Source organism: Vibrio aestuarianus (assembly GCF_012395185.1).
In the GTDB taxonomy this organism is placed as follows: domain Bacteria; phylum Pseudomonadota; class Gammaproteobacteria; order Enterobacterales; family Vibrionaceae; genus Vibrio; species Vibrio aestuarianus.
In genome coordinates this window covers 116,771-136,231 of record NZ_JAAZTU010000005.1, presented here as the reverse complement: position 1 = coordinate 136,231, position 19,461 = coordinate 116,771, and the positions used below count along the sequence as shown (strand labels likewise).

General features: G+C 43.7%; 17 protein-coding genes. All 17 read left to right on the top strand.

What is annotated here, in order from left to right:
• Nucleotides 1-12: 12 nt before the first annotated feature.
• Nucleotides 13-2,001 carry an RNase E specificity factor CsrD gene (gene csrD / locus HGG78_RS03760; RefSeq protein WP_172532124.1) on the top strand — a complete coding sequence of 663 codons (1,989 nt, stop codon included), beginning with the start codon at nt 13-15 and terminating at the stop codon, nt 1,999-2,001.
• 12 nt (nt 2,002-2,013) lie between these two features.
• Nucleotides 2,014-3,453, top strand: coding sequence for an MSHA biogenesis protein MshI (locus HGG78_RS03755; protein WP_172532123.1), 1,440 nt, complete (start codon nt 2,014-2,016; stop codon nt 3,451-3,453).
• The gene (gene gspM / locus HGG78_RS03750) at nt 3,453-4,097 is read left to right on the top strand and encodes a type II secretion system protein GspM (protein WP_168523521.1); all 645 of its coding nucleotides are present in this window, start codon (nt 3,453-3,455) and stop codon (nt 4,095-4,097) included. The genes HGG78_RS03755 and gspM overlap by 1 nt, the downstream gene beginning before the upstream one ends.
• Nucleotides 4,087-4,413, top strand: a complete 327-nt coding sequence (locus HGG78_RS03745; RefSeq protein WP_053308826.1) for a hypothetical protein — start codon at nt 4,087-4,089, stop codon at nt 4,411-4,413. The genes gspM and HGG78_RS03745 overlap by 11 nt, the downstream gene beginning before the upstream one ends.
• 15 nt (nt 4,414-4,428) lie before the next feature.
• On the top strand, nt 4,429-6,087 hold the full coding sequence (mshL, locus tag HGG78_RS03740; protein ID WP_168523517.1) for a pilus (MSHA type) biogenesis protein MshL: 1,659 nt from the start codon (nt 4,429-4,431) through the stop codon (nt 6,085-6,087).
• A gap of 5 nt (nt 6,088-6,092) precedes the next feature.
• Nucleotides 6,093-6,938 carry an ExeA family protein gene (locus HGG78_RS03735; RefSeq protein WP_053308824.1) on the top strand — a complete coding sequence of 282 codons (846 nt, stop codon included), beginning with the start codon at nt 6,093-6,095 and terminating at the stop codon, nt 6,936-6,938.
• A complete protein-coding gene (locus HGG78_RS03730) occupies nt 6,935-7,984 on the top strand; it encodes a tetratricopeptide repeat protein (protein ID WP_171979700.1) in 1,050 nt (349 codons plus the stop codon). Before HGG78_RS03735 ends, HGG78_RS03730 begins: the two co-directional genes overlap by 4 nt.
• On the top strand, nt 7,974-9,698 hold the full coding sequence (locus tag HGG78_RS03725) for an MSHA fimbrial ATPase MshE (protein WP_172532122.1): 1,725 nt from the start codon (nt 7,974-7,976) through the stop codon (nt 9,696-9,698). The genes HGG78_RS03730 and HGG78_RS03725 overlap by 11 nt, the downstream gene beginning before the upstream one ends.
• Nucleotides 9,699-9,706: 8 nt before the next feature.
• Nucleotides 9,707-10,930: a type II secretion system F family protein gene (locus HGG78_RS03720; RefSeq protein ID WP_172532121.1), complete on the top strand. Its 1,224-nt coding sequence runs from the start codon at nt 9,707-9,709 to the stop codon at nt 10,928-10,930.
• A 1-nt stretch (nt 10,931) separates the two neighbouring features.
• Complete coding sequence (locus tag HGG78_RS03715; RefSeq protein WP_172532120.1) at nt 10,932-11,426, top strand: MSHA biogenesis protein MshF; 495 nt, start codon at nt 10,932-10,934, stop codon at nt 11,424-11,426.
• Between the two features lie 82 nt (nt 11,427-11,508).
• Entirely contained in the window at nt 11,509-12,084 is a 576-nt protein-coding gene (locus HGG78_RS03710) for a prepilin-type N-terminal cleavage/methylation domain-containing protein (protein WP_168523505.1), read from the top strand.
• Between the two features lie 38 nt (nt 12,085-12,122).
• Nucleotides 12,123-12,584, top strand: coding sequence for a type II secretion system protein (locus tag HGG78_RS03705; RefSeq protein ID WP_172532119.1), 462 nt, complete (start codon nt 12,123-12,125; stop codon nt 12,582-12,584).
• A gap of 154 nt (nt 12,585-12,738) precedes the next feature.
• Nucleotides 12,739-13,236 carry a type II secretion system protein gene (locus HGG78_RS03700; RefSeq protein ID WP_172532118.1) on the top strand — a complete coding sequence of 166 codons (498 nt, stop codon included), beginning with the start codon at nt 12,739-12,741 and terminating at the stop codon, nt 13,234-13,236.
• Complete coding sequence (locus HGG78_RS03695; protein WP_172532117.1) at nt 13,226-13,780, top strand: prepilin-type N-terminal cleavage/methylation domain-containing protein; 555 nt, start codon at nt 13,226-13,228, stop codon at nt 13,778-13,780. Before HGG78_RS03700 ends, HGG78_RS03695 begins: the two co-directional genes overlap by 11 nt.
• Nucleotides 13,780-14,550, top strand: a complete 771-nt coding sequence (locus HGG78_RS03690; RefSeq protein WP_172532116.1) for a PilW family protein — start codon at nt 13,780-13,782, stop codon at nt 14,548-14,550. The genes HGG78_RS03695 and HGG78_RS03690 overlap by 1 nt, the downstream gene beginning before the upstream one ends.
• Nucleotides 14,522-14,950 carry an MSHA biogenesis protein MshP gene (locus HGG78_RS03685; protein WP_172532115.1) on the top strand — a complete coding sequence of 143 codons (429 nt, stop codon included), beginning with the start codon at nt 14,522-14,524 and terminating at the stop codon, nt 14,948-14,950. The genes HGG78_RS03690 and HGG78_RS03685 overlap by 29 nt, the downstream gene beginning before the upstream one ends.
• Complete coding sequence (locus HGG78_RS03680; protein ID WP_254068105.1) at nt 14,940-19,361, top strand: DUF6701 domain-containing protein; 4,422 nt, start codon at nt 14,940-14,942, stop codon at nt 19,359-19,361. Before HGG78_RS03685 ends, HGG78_RS03680 begins: the two co-directional genes overlap by 11 nt.
• Nucleotides 19,362-19,461 lie beyond the last annotated feature (100 nt).

The following is a 19,461-nucleotide window of genomic DNA, read 5'->3' as shown; positions in this document are numbered from 1 at the left end:
AATTCAGTATTCATGCGGTATACCCCCACATTGAAACTGAGCACGCGCTTAGGGGCATTTGTTACCTTAATCGTTACCAGTGCGATGTTTATTTTGTTTATTGGTGGAACCTTGTCTTTTCAGCGTATGGGACAAGAGTACCTCAATCACTATCTGACCGGGATTGTGGAAGTCGTAGACAAAGAAATGGAAGACCCTGACGCCGCGTATTCAATGCAACGTTGGATGCCTAAAATGTTGCAAGCCAGTAATATTGTCGAGATGCAGCTAACTTCACAAGCGGGTGTTATCTATCGCTTTAAAGATACCTCTTCAAAAATTGCACCTGAGCGTCTTTATCATATTGATATCCCCTTACAGCGCAATCCCAGTTATAGCATCTCTTTCAAAGCCATTCCTCCATACCTTGGCTACAGCTATTCGTTAGGAGCGATGTGGTCCATTACCCTAGCGGTCGGGCTGATAGTTTTCTGTTTGATCAGAGGCATCAAATGGTTGAAAGAGCAGTTGATAGGCTCTGAATTGCTTGAAGAGCGTGGTCGCATGATCTTAGCTGGTCGAGTAGAGCAATATGCGCAAGGTGATCACCGTGAGTGGCCTTACACCGCAAGTGAAGCGCTTGATGTGTTAATTGATGAGCTGCAAGATGCCCGTCAAGAGCGCAGTCGATTCGATACTTTTATTCGTACTCAGACTTTCTTAGATAAACTGACCGGAACAGCTAACCGCGTATTATTTGATAGCAAATTGGAATCCGCTTTACTTGAAAGTGGTGCTCGTGGTGGAGTGTTGATGATACGTATTGATGATTGGGATTCCCTGTGCGAAGAGTGCGGTAAAAAAGTCGCGGACGATCTAATCGTCGAAGTGGGTGAAAGTATTTCTAATGTGATACAGCGTTATCCTGATGTCATTTTGTCGCGCTATTACGATGCGGATTTTGCTATTTTTGTGCCTCATCAGGGCGTCAAAGAGGTCGCCTCTATCGCAGTGCAATGCCTGAAATTATTTGCACGCGTTAACCCTCCAGAGCCTCTTGATCCAGAAAATTGGTGTCACATTGGTATTAGCATGTACAGCGAAGGTGAGCGACGTGGCCGAGTATTGGATGAAGCTGAAACGGCACTGAAAAGTGCGCAGTTACAAGGCGTGAATACTTGGAGTCGTTTTAAAAAGAGCAATTTTATCCAAGAAGAGCGAGGAAGCGTTCGTTGGAGAACCTTGTTTGATCAAGTGCTCACTCCAGATGCTATTTTATTATACCGGCAGTCTTGTTATTTAATTGAAAAATCAAATGATTTAACATGGGTACACCACGAATTGTTTGCTCGTATTGATGATCCTGAGCAAGGTGTGATCAAAGCTTCTCGTTTTCATGCGGCGCTAGAAACCGTCGGTTATGAAATGATGATGGATCGTGCGGTGCTATTGAAAGTGCTACGCTTGTTAAAAACGTCAGAACTCACTGATCCGGTTTCAGTTAATCTGCATGTGCTCCCTTTTGCCGATAAACTATACTTCAAATGGTTTAGATATGAGTTACTTCAACTCTCTTCTGATGTTAGGGCTTTGCTCTCATTTGAATTTCCAGAAGGGCGATTAGTACAGCATCTTGATTATATGCGGCCTGTAATAAAAATGATTTCAGGCCTTGGCGCTAAAGTGGTCGTGGGCCAAGCGGGTAGAACCATCGTCAGTACCCACTACATAAAAGATTTAAAGATTGATTATCTTAAATTACATCGCAGTTTGGTTAAAAAAATAGACCAACGGCATGAGAATCAATTGTTTGTTCGCAGTATGCTTGGTGCTTGTAGTGGAACACAGACACAGGTTATTGCTGTCGGTGTTGAAACCGAACAAGAATGGCGAACATTACAAAACCTTGGTGTTCAAGGTGGGCAAGGGCGATTGTTTGAAGAAGAGCTTCCCTTGTTACCAGAGAAAATAGTTGCTCCTACTGTAAAAGCAGGGCGAAGAAATCGTTGGCGTAAAAAATAAAAGTGATCCTCAATGAATGTTCAGTCACTGATTGAAAAAATAAAGCCATCAAAAGCGGCTACTAAACAACTTTTTGCTGTTGTACAGCCAGAGGCTATCTATTTCTCCTCGTTAGAGGGCGTTACTTTGCCAAGAGAGGTTCCTCTTGAGGGAGCAACGTGGCAGAGTGTATTACTCGATAGCGTAAAGGCGCTTAATGCAAAAGCTTTGGTGGTTCACCTTGTTTTGCACTCAAATCTTTATCAAACCTATCAAATAGAAAAACCTAATTTACCAAAGGAAGAGTGGTCAGTTGCGCTGCCATTTTTACTCAAGGACCTGATTAACGAAAAAGTGACCGAAATCGTTGCTGATGCTTTTTCGTTGCCTATTGGCAATAAAATTCAGGCTTATGTGGTGGCAAAACGTTTGGTTTTGGAGGTGAGTGCATTATTGCAAGCCAACGGTTTGTTACTGGGTAAAGTTATCCCTGAAAGTGAAGTGTGGGCACGAAGTGCTGGGGAACTTGGTAACTTTCTTTTATTGCATCGCAATAAAAATAGCAGTTTTAAATTCGATGCCTTTATTGACCGTAAATGCAGTTTTCAACGCACCATAAGAGGTGTGGTTCCCCCTATAACTGGTGTAGCAAGTTCAGCACTACAACTTGATGGACTAGCCTTAGAGCTGCAACGTTCGATTGATTACCTTTCATCGCAACTGAAAGGTGCCTCGCTTCATCAGTTAAAAGTGCAGTGTGATGAAGAAGATCAACAAGAGTTAGTCGATGCGCTAAATGAGCGTTTAAGCGTTAAAGTCTCTTTATTGGATGAACGCCACCCTGATTCTGTGGATCTTTTGCTCGAAAAAATCACCAGCATTAATGATGAGATGCTAAATCTGTATCCAGAGCATCTCAAACCGAAGAAAGACTATTTTTCTTTATCTGCAGTGGTTGCGGTATGGGGTGGTGTGACATTGTTGATGCTGCTTATGTATGGTGGTTATCAATGGCAAAATCAGCGTCAACTTCAACAGTTACAAATGGTACAAAGCGAAGCTCAAACACTGAAAGTTCAATTTGATCAAATGAAACAAAAAGCGGATCGCCATAAACCATCAGCGGAGAAAATAGCCGCGATTGAGCGACTTAAGCTTGAAATAAAAGCCAAGCAGGACTCTTTAAATGCCGTGCATCAATTCGATGAATCGCAACAAGTAGGCTATTCAGGAGTGATGCGCTCATTGGCCAAATTAAGTCGCAATGATATTTCATTAACCTCAATCGAGATCGATTCAGACAAGCTTGATCTTCACGGTCTCGCTCGTGAAGCTAAAGTGATTCCTAATTGGTTAAGCCAGTTTAAAAGTGAGCTTAACTTGGTTGGGCGTAGCTTTGAGAAGCTGAAAATAGGTCGTAATGAGCAAGACATCATCACCTTTGAGCTTAAAACAACGGAAGGTGATAAATAATGAATTGGCAGGATCTCAATAACAAATTTTCAAAACTTAGCCCGCGTGAGAAAGTGTTAATTGCACTGTGTGGGCTGGTGGTCAGCGTATTGTTGATTTTTAGTGTATTACTGGAACCGACACTGAAGTCAATCACAGCCAATAAATTGCAACTTCAATCGCTTGAGCAAAGCAATCAGCGTATTCAAGGCGATATTCTGTTACTTACTGCTAAACTCAATAAAGATCCAAATCAAGAGATTGATATAGAGTTCAAACAGTTATTAGAGCAAAGCCAAGCGCTGTCACTGGAGTTATCCAAAGTGGTCGACAGCTTGATCACACCAGCGCAAATGGCAGAACAGTTAGAAAGCGTGTTAGCGAACAGTCAAAATTTAAAACTTGTGTCGTTAGAGTCTTTAAGTGCAGAATCGATAGCCAATAACAGTAAAACATCAGAATATTCAGGCTATTATGTCCACCCGGTTCGACTTGAGTTTACTGGGGAATATTTTGCAATTTTAAACTATCTCGCCAGTCTGGAAAGTTTACCAATGAAGTATTACTGGCGTCACTTTCAATACTCGGTGGAAGATTACCCTCAAGCCAGAGTGATCATGGAAGTGTATACGTTAGGGGTTAGACAGGAGTTTATTGGTGGCTAAGGTTGTTTTCTCATTATTGTTGTCAGCTATTGCATTCCATAGTTGGGCAACGCAAGACCCTACCGCACCATTAGGCTGGGTAGAACAAAGTGTTGTTCCCGCTAAAAAGGTGGTTAGCTATCCGCTACCTACTTTGCAAAGTATTACCTGCCAGCAAACGACACCATGTGTTGCCGTGTTAAATGACAAGGTAATCACCGTTGGGGAGTCATTGAGGGGCTATACCGTGCAAGCGATTGAACCTCAACAAGTGACGCTTTCTCGTGGAGGAAGGTTATGGAACTTAGGCCTCTTTTCCCTAGATATTAAGCAGTAAGGTAGTAGAAATCGTATGCGTAAAATCGTATTAGGCGTGTTGATTACATCATTAGTGGGTTGTTCGATGGGACATCGTGATCCAGTAGAGATTAAGCAATCTTTAAATCAGTCGATTAATGAATCGAATGGCCGAAACTTAGACGCGCTTCCTCCTTCTGTGGAAGCTGACCTTATGCCTGACATTGAAGGGGTAACACCACGTAGCCAAGAAACGGTGAAGCGTTTTCGAATTAAAGCCAATAATGTCGAGGCAAAAGCCTTCTTTGCCAGTTTGGTCAAAGGAACAGAATTTAGTGCTGCTATTCACCCTAATGTTGAAGGACGTGTAACGGTTAACTTAACCGATGTCACACTTGATGATGTGCTATCGGTTGTACGCGATATGTATGGATTTGAAATCACCAAAAAAGGCAAAGTGATTCAAGTCTATCCGGCAGGTTTACGTACGGTGACGATTCCGGTCGACTATTTGCAGCTCAAGCGCACAGGTCGCTCGCTGACATCGATTACTACCGGTACCATCACTAACACTGATACGGGCTCGAATAACAACTCTAATTCATCCAATAGTTCCAATAGCAGTTCGAATTCAAATAGTAGCTCATCGACGACCACTAAAGGTGGCACTGAGATTGAAACTATCAGTGAGAGTGACTTTTGGCCGCAGTTAGAAAAAGCCGTTTTGCAGTTGATTGGTTCAGGGCAGGGACAAAGTGTTGTCGTAACGCCTCAAGCCAGTGTGATTACGGTTCGAGCTTACCCTGATGAAATTCGCGAAGTGCGCAATTTTCTCGGGATTTCTCATGATCGAATGCAACGCCAGGTCATTTTAGAAGCCAAAATTCTAGAAGTCACATTAAGTGATGGATACCAGCAAGGTATCAATTGGTCGAAGATGTTCACCTCTAATGGTACCAATTATACTATTGGGGCTGGCAGTATCGTCAAAGATGTCGCTGGCAATATTTTACCGGCAGCTTTACCAGGACTAGATTCGATCGGCGCATTGCTGGGTGGCCAGTCAAATGTTGTGATATCAAGCGGTAGCTTTGATGCCGTGTTGAGCTTTATGGGTACGCAAGGTGATCTCAATGTTCTTTCTAGCCCACGAGTAACGGCATCCAATAACCAAAAAGCAGTGATTAAAGTTGGGGCTGATGAATATTATGTGACTGACTTATCGAGTGTAGTGGGTAATGGTGATAACTCAAATGTTGCACCTGAAGTTGAATTAACGCCATTCTTTTCTGGTATTTCTCTGGATGTGACACCGCAAATTGATGACCAAGGGAATGTATTCCTCCATGTTCATCCTGCGGTTATTGAAGTCGAGCAGCAGAGTAAAGAAATTGATTATGGTGAGACGAAAATCATTTTACCTCTAGCAAAAAGCACGATTCGAGAGTCTGACTCCATTATTCGAGCTCAGGATGGCGATGTTGTGGTCATTGGTGGTTTGATGAAGTCCAACAATATAAATCAAGTCTCTAAAGTACCATTTTTAGGTGACATTCCTGCACTTGGGCACTTATTTAGAAATACATCTAAAATCACCCAAAAAACAGAACTGGTCATTTTGCTTAAACCTACCGTCGTTGGTGTCAATACTTGGCAAAAAGAGCTCGAACGTTCACGTGAATTGCTGCAGGAGTGGTTCCCAGACGAAGAATAAACACCATGTATCTTGAGCATTTTGGCTTTGAGCAATTACCTTTTCACTTAACGCCCAATACCTCGTTGTTTTTGGGGTTAGCCCCACATTATGAAGCGATTCAGACGGTGAGTGCTGCGATTGAGTTAGGTGAGGGGGTGATCAAGATAACGGGTGAAGTGGGGACGGGCAAGACCATGGTTTGCCGGATGTTGATCAATCACCTGCAACCACATATCGAGTTAATTTACCTGCCCAACCCCGCCTTAAATGGTCGAGAACTGCGGCAAGCGGTTGCGAATGAATTAGGGCTGGGCAAACAAAATGAAGCCGATATTGTTGACCAAATTCAGAAGCAACTGATTTCGCTCAAGCAGCAAGGAAAAAGAGTGGTCGCTATCGTTGATGAAGCGCAGGCCTTACCTGACGATGCATTAGAAATATTAAGGTTATTTGGTAACTTAGAAACTGAATACACCAAATTACTGCAATTGGTTTTGATAGGGCAACCCGAGTTGGATGAGCGTTTAGCACAGCACCATTTGCGGCAATTTCGTCAGCGGATAACATTTAGTGCCTCTCTGCGACCTTTATCATTAGATGAGTCTGTCGCTTATGTCGATAGCCGTCTCACTAAATCTGGCGCTAAAACGGAACTGTTTAGTCTTGAGCAGAAAAAAGCCATCTGGCGATCAAGTCATGGAATACCACGTTTGATTAATCAAGTTTGTCATAAAGCACTGTTGCTCGCATTTACTCAGGGGCAATCGAGTATTGATAATCAACACCTATTTACAGCTATTCACGACACTTTTGATACCTGTAAGCCTAAGTTTAAACGCCCTTTTATTTGGGGATGGAGTCAGTCATGAGTGCTATTAATAATGCGCTATCCGAACTTGCACAGCAACGCCCGACGATGGCGAGCCTTGAACAAGCAAAGGTTGCCAAAGTAAAGCGCAGCCGAGCTTGGTTATGGTTAGTTGCCGGCTTTGCTGCCAGTTTAGCGGTTGGTGGTTGGGCTGTTTCACAGCAGCAAGTGACGGTTAGCGAGCAAGTCAGCACATTGACAACCCCCATTGCTTTTAGTGAGCAAGAGGTTCCGTCACCAACCAAAAAAATAGTGACCAATGATGGTCAGGTTTATTCAGTGCCCTCGGTACAGTCTCGCACTGATTCTAAATCACATGTTGAAGTGCAGCGTGTGCCTTCTCATGCTGAACCAGAAAAAAATGCACCGATTAAGATTGCGCAAGTTGCGTCAATACCAGAGGCTTCTGTGATTGTCGATACATCTAGTGTGATGATCGAACAAGTCGAGTTAACCCCACAGCAACTTGCAGAAAAAGCGATGCAGCGCGCCGCTAAAGCGGTAGACAGTAATTCACTGAAAGAAGCCTTAGATTCGTACAATGAAGTATTGCGTTACACTCCTGATAATGACATTGCTCGCCAAAAATTGGCTGCTTTATATTACGGTAAAGGTGATGCACGCAAGGCTTTCGATATCTTGCAGGCTGGTATCAAATCGAATTATGAAGGTGAAGCGTTACGTATTGCTTTGGCTAAATTACTGCTTAAAGAAAAGCAAACAGAGGCAGCATTAACCCCATTAGTGCACTTACCGCATAATCCTTCCGTGGACTATCTTGCGCTGCGGGCAGCGTTAGCACAAAAAGTGAAACAAGATACGATGGCTTTGGAAAGCTACCAATCTTTAGTCAAGCTAGACAGTGAGAATGCTCGCTGGTGGCTTGGGCTTGCTATTACCCAAGAGCGAAATATGGATTTAAGCGCAGCTAAATACTCTTATCAACAATCACTCACTAAAGTCGGGCTCTCTAATCAGTCACAGCTGTTTATTCGTGATCGCCTGAAAGTGCTCGGTAGTTTAGAGGAGAGTACAAATGCAAATTAAGTTACGTAAACGGCTGGGCGATCTGCTGGTTGAAGAAGGCATCATTACTGAAGAGCAGGTTGGACAAGCGCTTGCCGCGCAAAAAAACACCGGTCGTAAACTCGGTGACACCCTGATCGAACTTGGCTTTTTATCGGAACAGCAAATGTTGAGCTTTTTGTCTCAGCAGCTTTCTCTACCTTTAATTGATTTGAGCAGAGCGAACGTCGATATTGATGCGGTGCAACTACTGCCTGAAGTTCATGCGCGCCGTCTACGTGCTCTAGTTATTGGTCAAAATGGCGACATACTGCGCGTTGCAATGAGTGATCCTGCGGATCTCTTTGCCCAAGAATCACTGTTAACTCAATTGCCTCAATATCGTTTTGAATTTGCTATCGCACCTGAAAAACAACTGGTTGAAGGGTTTGACCGTTATTACCGCCGTACAAAAGAAATTGCCTCCTTTGCCGAACAGTTACAGCTTGAGCATCAAGGTAACGATGCATTTGATTTTGATATTGGTGGAGACGATAGTGATGAAGTTACGGTTGTTAAGCTGATTAACTCACTATTTGAAGATGCGATTCAAGTTGGTGCATCGGATATTCACATCGAACCGGATGCCAATGTGTTGCGTTTGCGTCAGCGTATTGATGGCGTATTGCATGAAACCCTTCTCAATGAAACTAACATTGCTTCTGCGTTAGTACTGCGTTTAAAGCTGATGGCAAACCTTGATATTTCAGAAAAACGCCTGCCACAAGATGGTCGTTTTAATATCCGAGTTAAAGGCCAATCGGTCGATATTCGTATGTCTACCATGCCAGTGCAATATGGTGAGTCTGTGGTGATGCGCTTGCTCAATCAGTCTTCTGGAGTTCGTAAGCTAGAAGAATCAGGTATTCCCGATGATCTGCTTAAGCGCTTGCGTCGCCAACTGAAACGTCCACATGGCATGATCTTAGTCACCGGACCAACCGGCTCAGGTAAAACCACCACCTTGTACGGTGCGTTGTCCGAACTCAATGTTCCGGGCAAAAAAATCATTACTGCTGAAGATCCAGTCGAGTATCGTTTACCGCGTGTTAACCAAGTACAAATCAATACCAAAATTGATCTCGATTTTTCAAAAGTGCTCAGAACCTTTTTGCGTCAAGACCCAGATATCATTCTCGTTGGGGAGATGCGTGATCAAGAAACTGTTGAAATTGGCTTGCGTGCAGCACTAACCGGTCACTTGGTGCTCAGTACGTTGCACACCAACGATGCGGTCGACAGTGCTTTACGGATGATGGATATGGGCGCGCCAGGTTACTTAGTAGCCAGTGCTGTACGTGCTGTAGTGGCACAGCGTTTGGTGCGTAAAGTGTGCCCAGATTGTAAGACCAATGATGACGTCGATGAGGCTCGTAAGCAGTGGTTAGCGGTTCGTTTCCCAAACCAAGTCGAGGCGACATTTACCCACGGTCGCGGTTGTCAAAACTGTAATTTAACCGGATACCGTGGTCGAATTGGTGTGTTTGAAATGCTCGAACTGGATCACTCCATGATGGATGCCTTAAGGTCGAATGATGCGGTTGGCTTTGCCGCTGCTGCGCGTCAATCCGAGCAGTATAAACCACTGCTGGCATCCGCGATGGAATTTGCATTGCAAGGTATCGTGAGTTTAGACGAAGTGATGAGCTTAGGTGAAGGTGATTCATCGGGCGTCATCCAAGCGATTTATTTATAGGATAATCAATGCCAACCTATCGCTACCAAGGACGAAATTTAGATGGCAGTAAAGCGTCGGGGCAAGTCGAAGCTCCAACCGAAGAGCTTGCCGCTGAAGCTTTGTTTAACAAAGGGGTTATTCCGACACTTATCTCATCAGACAAAGGCTCTACGGGCTTTAATGTTGATTGGAAAAGCGTTTTCACACCCGCGGTGCCGCTTGAAGTATTGGTGATATTTTGTCGTCAACTTTACAGTTTGACTAAAGCTGGCGTGCCGTTATTACGTTCAATGAAAGGGTTGATCCAAAATTGCGCCAATAAGCAGTTGAAAGAAGCGTTGGAAGAGGTCAGTGCCGAGCTGACCAACGGGCGTAGTTTATCTGGCTCAATGCAATTACACCCTAAAGTGTTTAGCCCGCTATTTGTTTCTATGATTCAGGTTGGCGAGAATACAGGCCGACTTGATGAGGCGCTATTGCAGCTTTCTCACTATTACGAACAAGAAGTGGAAACCCGCAAGCGGATTAAAACGGCAATGCGTTACCCGACGTTTGTGATTAGTTTTATCGTGGTCGCACTGTTTATCCTCAATATTAAAGTGATACCACAATTTTCCAGTATGTTTAGCCGTTTTGGCGTCGACTTACCGCTGCCGACGCGTATTTTGATCAACATGTCTGACTTTTTTGTTAACTATTGGCCAATGATGGTCGGCGTTATTATTGGTGGTTTATTTGGATTTAGAGCGTGGTTAAATACCGCGGCAGGGCGCGAAAAGTGGGATAAATTTCGCCTGCGAATGCCGATTGTCGGTGGGATAGTCAACAGAGCGCAGCTTGCGCGTTTCTCTCGCACTTTCGCGTTAATGTTGAAAGCCGGTATACCGCTTAACCAAGCTGTTGCTTTATCTGCGGAAGCATTAGATAACAAGTTTCTAGAGTCTCGGCTATTGGAAATGAAAGCTGCGATTGAAGCAGGGACAAGCGTCTCGGCAACAGCCATTAATGCGCAGATCTTTACCCCATTAGTCATTCAGATGATTTCAGTCGGTGAAGAAACAGGGCGTATTGATGAGCTGTTACTCGAAGTGGCTGATTTCTATGATCGAGAAGTGGATTACGATCTCAAGACGTTAACAGCGCGTATCGAACCGATTTTATTGGTGATCGTAGCGGGTATGGTGTTGGTGCTAGCACTCGGTATTTTCTTACCGATGTGGGGCATGTTAGACGCGATTAAAGGTCGTTAGTGTGAAAACTGCGATAGAGCGTTCTCAGTTCGCGATTTGGCTTTTTCTGGTACTCATTTTGCTGCTTTCATTTTTATTTATTTGGAAGTCAATCGAGCAGGAGGCCAACCAAACAGCTTTTGCGGTTGCGCGTAACCGCATTGTTGAAAGTGCCAATATTTATAAACAAAACTGGTTACTAAAAGGTCAGCCTTTAATTCTGAATATGGATGGTCAACAGTTAACAATGAGCAAGGCCGGGTGGGTACTGCCATTGTTTAATAATGAGGCAACGGTAATCGATGAGGCTAAGGATGAATCACCAATGCTCAATTGCCAGCATTGGCTACACTTACTGTACCCTGATGAAAAAGTGCTAGAAAGCCGTGTGGTTGCGATTGATGCTAAAATTGAAACTAACCAATACCAATGTCGCTATCATTACAGCCAAAAACAAGTGATAACTATTGAAATTTTGAGTGATAAGTTTACCGTTAGCGTCGATTTTCCGGCATAGTAAGATAAATTGTCACTTAACATAGAGTTATGTGAAAATATGCGCGTATAATACGTCGTACTGATAATAAATGGGTAGAAGCATGCATAACAAGCAAACCGGTTTCTCTTTGGTTGAATTAGTGGTTGTCATTGTGGTAGTCGGCTTACTTGCCGTTGCTGCGTTGCCTCGTTTCTTAGATGTAACTGATGAAGCCAAAAAAGCCAGTATTGAAGGTGTCGCTGGTGGTTATGCTACTGGTGTATTGTCGGCTCGTGCTCAGTGGGAGGCACAAGCGAGAACATCGGTGACGCTGGGCGCTGAGAAACAAAATACCGTCAATTATGATGGGGTAAACTTTTGGCTAACTCGTTCGGAAGACAGCAGTGGGGCATCAACCGGCTTTCGTGATGGTTATCCAATTGCGTTGAATACCGATAATACTAGTTACCCAAATGCGATTACTGACCAAGCATGTATTGATTTAATGGATAATTTATTACAAAACCCACCAAAAGTTGACACAGTCGCTAATGCTGCGACTAACTCTGACGTAAAATACTCAGCACAAGCCGATACCGGTTTATCCACTTGTACTTATGTACAACAAGAGGGCGGAACCGCACACCAGTTTGTGTACGAAATCAAAACAGGTCGTGTGACCGTAACTTTGCAGTAAGTCTGCGCATTTAATTTAAACATAGAGAGATGGTAACTATGAAAAGACAAGGCGGTTTCACCCTTATTGAACTAGTGGTGGTAATTGTAATTTTGGGTATTTTGGCGGTTACCGCAGCACCTCGTTTCTTGAATTTGCAAACTGATGCTAGAGAATCTGCACTTCAAGGTTTGAAAGGTGCAATGTCTGGAGCTGCCGGTATTGTTTATGGTAAAGCGGCTATCGATGGTAAAGAAACTGCAGCATCTGGTGCGGTTGATAATGTACAGATAGTTTTTGGTTACCCTAAAGCAAGTTCAGATGGTATTGGTAATGCAGTAACAGGATTATCTGATGACTGGAGTTTAATTTCAGGTTCAGTCCCTAGTAATGGTGTTGGCTATACTTTTAAAGGACAAGCTACGACTGGATGGACAAATACTTCTGGATGTTATGTAAATTATACAGATGCAACGTCTACCGCTGCCCCATCTATTAGTGTTTATGCCGATAAATGCTGATTGTTTAGTAAATAATAAAGGCCAGCATTGCTGGCCTTTATTATATCTATCTGATCGACCCAGCTCTTCTCGCAATAAAACCCAGCAAAATTTAGGTCTAACTCCGCTATTTCTTATATAATCTAAGCACTTATTTTTTGTTTGAGGCATTGTGATGCGGCAACGTTTAGTGAAGCAGTCGGCTTTTACCTTGATCGAACTAATTGTCGTTATTCTATTGCTTGGCATTGTTTCTGTTTATGCGGCGAGCCGCTACAGTGGTGTTTCCACATTTTCTACCATTACGACGCAAAGTGAAGTTCTGGCCTCATTACGTTTAACGCAAAACCGCGCTATGCAGCGCACTGGCTATTGTAACCGCTGGTTGGTTAGTAATAATCAAGCGCAACAAGTGTCTCCTTCCGTTTCTGCTGGTGCTTGCACCACCTCACTACCCAATCCGTCGGCAGACAGCAGTTTTGTTGATGCGGCAGCAAACGATATTACCCTGACATTGACCAACAACGACGGTAGCCACTATTTTGATTTTGATAGCTTAGGGCGCGCCACTCAATGCCTTGCCGCTCAATGTACAGTGACAGTAAGCAACCCCCAGTCGGGAGAGTCTCGCCAAGTGTGCATCAATAGCGAAGGGTTTATTTATGGCTGCTAAGCGAACAAGAGGCTTTACCTTAATCGAGATGATCATTGTGATCACCTTGATTGCGATTGCTATGACCGGCATCACCGCTGCGCTTTATCCGCGTTCTCAGCAGAGTGCTGAACAGGTATTGGCGGTGAAAGCGGCTGAGCTTGGTCGCGCCGTATTAGATGAGGTAATGGGCCGCGCTTTTGACGAAAAATCTGGCCCCAATGGTGGGGTGCCGGAGTGTGTATTGGTGACTACCGCAGGGCGAACTTGCACCTTGCCAAGCGCGCTTGGGCCTGACGTGGGTGAAAATGCGAATACGCTTTATAACGATGTTGATGATTTTCATGGCTTAACTGGTTCAGTTAAAGATGTATTAGGCGCTGATATTAGTGCTGATTACCAACGTTATAACGTTGAGATTAAAGTGTTTTATGAACAAAATAACAGCGGTTTTATGACCGGGCAAGATGCAGGCACGATAACCGACTATAAACGAATATCGGTAGTGATCATCGACCCTAGTGGTAACCGCTATCCTTTCGCTGCAACGAGGGGAAACTTTTAATGCGTGGTTTTACCCTGATTGAAATGGTGATTTCCATCATTCTTTTATCGGTCGTTGGGCTGTTTTTAGGTTCAGTGATTAGCCAAGGGATGGGAATTTATGTCGATACCACCGCGCGCGAAGCGCTTATCCAACAAGGGCGTTTTATTACAGAACGTTTAAGCCGAGAATTAAGAGAAGCCGTACCCAACAGTGTGCTGGTTGAAAATGACTGTATTGAGTTTTTACCTATCACCAATAGCGCGATTTACAATAATCTTCCTTCCCCTCAAGCGGCATCAAGTGCGATTCGTATTCTGCCTATAAATAAAAGCGTCTCGAAAGGAGAGCGACTCGTCGTTTATCCAACCAATGCGGCATTATTACGCCAAGCCGCTTCGGTAAATGGTCAGGTGGCAGAAGTGGATGCTGATGTTGAGTTTACCGATGTGAACCGTGCCACTATGGTTGATGTCTCGCTGACTCAAGCGACCGGTTTTTCAATTCAATCTCCGGCTAAGCGACTCTATTTTTATCGTGCCCCCGTTGCCTTTTGTTATCAAAATCAGCGCATTTATCGTTACGCTAGCTACCCTTTAAATCGCCTTGCGCTAACACCGACTCAGCTTGGAAGTGGAGTGCTAGTCGCTGAAAATCTTAGCCAAGCCAGTTTTCAAGTTACACAGCCTGAGTTGCAACGAAATGGGTTAATTAAAATTGAATTAACGTTTTCTGACCGTGGTGAGGAGATCAAGTTTGACCATGATGCGCTTATCTACAACACGCCATAGGCAACAAGGCAGCGGTTTGGTGTTAGTTATTTTTATCATTGTGGTGGTGGGCTTTGTTGCTGCGGTTGCCAACCGAAATCAACAGCGCAATAGCCAACAATTGGTATCAATGGTCTTAGGCACAAGAGCTGAAATGGCCGCTCGCTCTGCAATGCAAATCGATATTAGCCGTTTTTATAGATCACAGGCACAAGGAAGCTGCCGGCTTGGCGCTGATACTAACTATACTTTTGAAGGTGAAGGGCTTGAGCGGTGTCAGGCAAAGGTCTCTTGTCGTTCAATTGGGGTGCTAGATGATAGTGGATATCAGGTTTATCAATTAGAGAGTACCGGAACCTGTAAAGCAGGAGATAGTTTCTATCAAAGAATTATTGAGGCTGGAATTCGTGATGATAGTTAGGCCATTGGGTCAGTTTGCATTTTGTATTTTAATGTTGTGCTTTGCCAGTTTGGCTAAAGCACTGGCACCGATTGATGAGTCTGTGTATTTCCCGAATAGCGCACAAGGGCATGCCGTCAGTGGCAGTTGCAGTAATATTTCCGGTTCGCAATTGATCCAATATGGTAGCTCACAGATCAAAGGCACATATGGCGTTGATTTACCATTTTGTACTATAAACACAAGCAATGAGAGACAGGACAGCAGTTGTGATGATAGTGCTGGTAATGGTGTGCTTTGTAATGTGTCAGGCTCTCCAACGCCAGAGTTAAATTTAGATAATTTTAAAAATAATAACGGTGGTAGCTCAATCGGTTACTGTGATTCTGGGGACCGCTTATCCATTAATGACCCCAATACACAGGATATTTCTTTATACAGTAATTGCACTTTAGAGTTTGATAGTTCAAGAACGGAATATCGAGTGAATTCACTGGCGATGGGCAGCAATGCTGAAGTGATACTTCATACTGGTGATTATTGGTTTAATTCGCTGCAACTAAATGGCAGCAGCAAGATAATCGCAAATGGTGATGTGAGAATTTTCGTTAATGGCAATATCGCATTAAATACAGCAGCCACTATTGAAGCCTCGATTAATAGTAACGTTCAAGTCATTGGATATAGCGGTGCTGAGCTCGAAGGTGACACACAAATAACGGGTGATTTATATATATCGGAGACTTTGAATCTCTATAATTCAGCCAGAATTGTCGGTCGTACCAATAGCCGTAAATTGATAATGACTGATGATGCGGTCATCGAGGGCAGTAATACCCTGCCATCGAATCCTGTCATGTGGTTAAAAATGGATGAGGGCAGTTGGGATAATCTTCAAGGTACTGTTGCTGATAGTTCGGGAAATAATCTTCATGGCCGAGCGATTAATGGAGCGAGCACTGCACAGAATTCGCCTGCCTTACCTGAGATTAATAACTTAGGGACATGTGGTTATGGTGAGTTTACACATGCACGCAATCAGTATGTAGAGGTGCCATACGATAACAAATTGGATCTGGATAAAGAGTTAACGATTTCAGCATGGGTGTATCCTAAGAGTCGCCCTAATGGCGGCTTATACAGCATCTTATCTAAAGATAACAACTATGAATTTCATATAAACTCAGCAGGTTATGTCTATTGGTGGTGGCAAGAAAAAAATGGTTCAACCCGTTCTTTAGCCAGTACATCACGCATTCCTAATGGCCAATGGAGCCACGTTACTATTCGCTATAATTTTAAAAATAGCAGTGCAAGTATTTTTATTAATGGTGTGTTGGCGGGGTCTCGAACATCGAATCAAAACAAACAACTGCAAACCAATAATCTCCCTTTGCAAATAGGGCAAGATCAAAATTTTTCTGGGCGTGCGTTTGATGGATATATTGATGAGGTTTTGATTTTTAATCGTTCATTAACCGATCAGCAAGTTTGGGACCTTTATAACCAGCGTCACCTATGTGGAGGTCTCACGCCAAGTTGTTTTACCGATGATTTTCAAAGCAAACCTTTGGATGAGCAGTGGCGCGTTTTTAGTAGTAGCGGTACATTTACCCCCTCGATCGTTAACCAGCGTTTACGCTTGACTCAGGCGGTGGGGAATCAGGCTACTGCTTCAACCTTCCAACGTATATTTCCAGCGGCACATAATAAAATCGATGTTGAGTTTGATTATTTTGCTTATGGAGGTTCGGGAGCTGATGGCGTAGCCATCGTCTTTTCTGATGCGAGTATAACTCCACAAGTGGGAGCATTTGGTGGCCCGTTAGGTTATGGCTATAAAACTTATGAGCAGAAGCCGGGGTTTGCGGGTGGCTGGCTGGGGATTGGTATTGATGAATTTGGTAACTATTCCATCGAGGGCGGCCCTGATGGGCCGGGGCGTCGAAGACAAGCCGTTGCACTGAGAGGCTCCGGTAGTGGTTATAGTGGTTACGGTTATTTAGCCGGTACTTGTAATAATGGTTCACAAAACAGTAATGGCGACTGCTTAAATCCTAAAATCGATAGCAATAATGGTAACCCTTTACATCGTTATCAAATCTCGATCGATTCGACGCAATCGGGTGTATCTAATGTCACCATCAAACGCAAAGTGGGATCAAATAATTGGGAAACATTAATTGGACCTATTAACGTCTTAAGCTTTGCTGGGCAAAGTAATGTTCCTGATGATCTGTTACTTTCCATTACAGGGTCAACGGGAGGCTCAACTAATTATCATGAAATTGATAATTTTGAAGTATGTGCGCTCGATTCACGACCAGTTGGAGAGCAGATTAATCACTTCCGTATCTCTTTGCCTGCGCAAGGGTTAACTTGTGCCGCTTCTGATGTTTCTATAAAAGCGTGTGCCGACGACAGCTGTAATAATTTATTCACTGATCCCGTGACGGCTTATCTAATACCGAATTCCTTGCCAAGCGCCAGTGGTGGTTGGGTGGATGGCTCAACATTATCGTTTAGCAATGGTGTCGGCAATGCTCAATTAAGGCGTAACAGTGCAGGTAATGTCACTGTTGGTGTATCTGGATCTATTCCTACCGCGATCGCCTTCAATGATACGTTATGTAGCCATAATGGTGATGCTGGTCCATTTTCGACTAACAATTGCACCATCACTTTTGCTGACAGTGGTTTTATTTTGGATGTGCCGAATTCTTATGCCAATCAAACGGTAGCAGGAACCATTAAAGCGGTACGTAAAGACAATGTTTCGCAACAGTGTTTGCCTAGCTTCCAGAATGTACCGAAATCCGTTTCTTTTTGGAGTGATTACTTGAGTCCAAGTGCAGGGCAAGGTTTCACAGCTAACACCGTTGGAGTGAATAATGTTGCTGTAGGGCAATCATCAAATACTTCGGTTCCGGTCAATCTTAATTTCAACCAAAATGGCGAGGCGAGCATTAGTGTCTCTTATCGTGATGCAGGTAGCCTCGCTTTAAATGCACGTTTTGATGGTAGTGGAGAAGAGCAGGATTTAACGCTCACAGGACAAGATAGTTTTGTTCGTGTCCCTCGTGCTTTAGTGCTCAGTGCAACTAATTATTATGGTAATGATGGAGCGTGTCCAAGTGCCGATATGAGCTGTAATATTTTTGCTAGGGCTGATGAAAACTTCAATCTGCACGTCAAGGCGGTAGCGGCTGAACCCGTTGAAGATAATGATTTCACCAATAATCTTGGTGTGACAAATTATCAGCAAACAAATATTGAGCTCTCGCATACACTAATAGAGCCGGTAAGTGGCGTGCCGGGTAATCTTGGTGAAGTGGAATACAATCATCAATTGGGCAGTTCAACCACTGTGCTACAAAAAGTGAGTGAAGTTGGGGCATTTGATTTTTCTTTGCTGTCGCCGACTTCTTACCTTGGCGTTGATTTATTAGCGGAAAATTTACCAATTACTATGGTATCAACGGGGCCCGTTGGGCGTTTTATTCCCGCTTACTTTTCTCCAACCTCGGTTGTGACAAGCCTAAAGGCTGAATGTGAGGTTACTTCTTCAAGCACGGAATCCTTTAGCTATTTAGGGCAACCTTTTGGGTATCAAGAAAATCCTGGTGTCTACTTAAACCCAAGATCTGCGTTAGGCAGTGAAACGGTCAATTATTTCGACAGTACTTGGTGGCGTTATAACCAACAGTGGGATAATCGTGTCTATGAGGATACCGTGCATAATTTATTAATCAGCTTTGATAAAGATGCGACTAGCGTAAACCGAATTAACGCGGGGGATTCTCGTATTGAGCTTTTAGGCGAAGAGTTAATTTATCAAAAACCACCACAGGCGATTGTCCCTTTTAATAGCAAACTAGAGCTTACTCTCGCTGCGTCCGATCTTACTGATCTCGATGGTGTTTGTTATAGGGCGACGGCAAGCAGCCCTTGCATAGACTATACGATTGCCGATATTGATAACGAAATGAGACTGCGTTGGGGAAAACTGGTGATCCACGACACTTACGGCCCAGAAACAGCACCGTTATTGCAACAGGTGGTGAGTGAATATTATTCGACAAATGGTTTTGTCATTAACAGTTTCGATAGTTGTACTCAGTTGCCAGACATTGCGAATTTCACTTTAACAGCGACGGATCTGACTTTAGGCTCGGGTGGCCCACCGGCTGTAGAGGCGACCCTAACGAATCGTACATTATCATCTGGTGTGACAACGATTAAATTCTCTGCTCCAGGTGCGGGGGAGCAAGGATTTATTGATACTTTACTCGATCTTGATGCCAATGGTTTGCCTTGGTTACGCATCGATGAAGATCAAGATGGCAGTTTTGAAAACGGCGTATCGGGACGAGTTCAATTTGGTTTGTATCGGGGAAGTGATCGCGTTATCTGGTGGCGCGAAAGAAATTAATCGATGAATGAGTTCAATTTTGCGCGTTTTTTCCTACCTAAGTTAGGGATCTGTTAGAAATTACGGGTTTCGGTTCATGTTTATGTAGCAATGCCTTGCT